We start from the raw sequence: 566 nt of genomic DNA, 5'->3' as shown, positions 1-566 counted from the left end.
AGTATAATCCCATTGAAAACACATGGGCTCATATGAAAAAACACCTCAGAAAAGTATTGCCCAGTTATGACAATTTTCTGGATGCTTTGTTGTCTTGTTCTTGTTTCAAATGACTATACCTATAACTTAAGTAAGCGCCCAATAACAGGGTATATCAAAAAACCTCCAAGATTGTAAGCAGCTTGCTTTGAATCTTGGAAGTTTCTTTAACGACAATGCTCTTGTATTTGTTTTGCCCATGGTAAATAAGCCTCTAGAACCTCCTTTTTTTCGAGAGTCTCCTCGTTTGGTAAATGTTCTAGTAGGAAAACTATATATTTTTCACTGTCCACTTGGTGGAGTTTGGCTGTCTCAATTAGAGTCATAATAATCGCACTAGACTCTGCTCCCTCTAAACTCTGGGAGAACAACCAATTCTTGCGCCCCATTACTAAGGATTTGATAGCTCTTTCTGCCAAATTATTGGATAGAACGAGACGTCCATCCTCCAGTACAGTTTTGAATGTGGACTCATAATCCAAACTGTATTTGAGAGCACGGCCTAACTTGGATTCTGGTAAGACATA

General features: G+C 38.5%; 1 protein-coding gene. It reads right to left on the bottom strand.

The genetic code is table 11. The features are described from left to right. Positions 1–206: 206 nt before the first annotated feature. A partial coding sequence (locus tag E5983_RS09380; RefSeq protein WP_160332181.1) for an IS66 family transposase occupies positions 207–566 on the bottom strand: 360 nt, incomplete at its 5' end.

The sequence above is a fragment of the Streptococcus danieliae genome (assembly GCF_009767945.1).
In the GTDB taxonomy this organism is placed as follows: Bacteria; Bacillota; Bacilli; order Lactobacillales; family Streptococcaceae; genus Streptococcus; species Streptococcus danieliae.
Note: the sequence above shows the minus strand (reverse complement) of the source record. Positions and strands in the feature narration are given on the sequence as shown.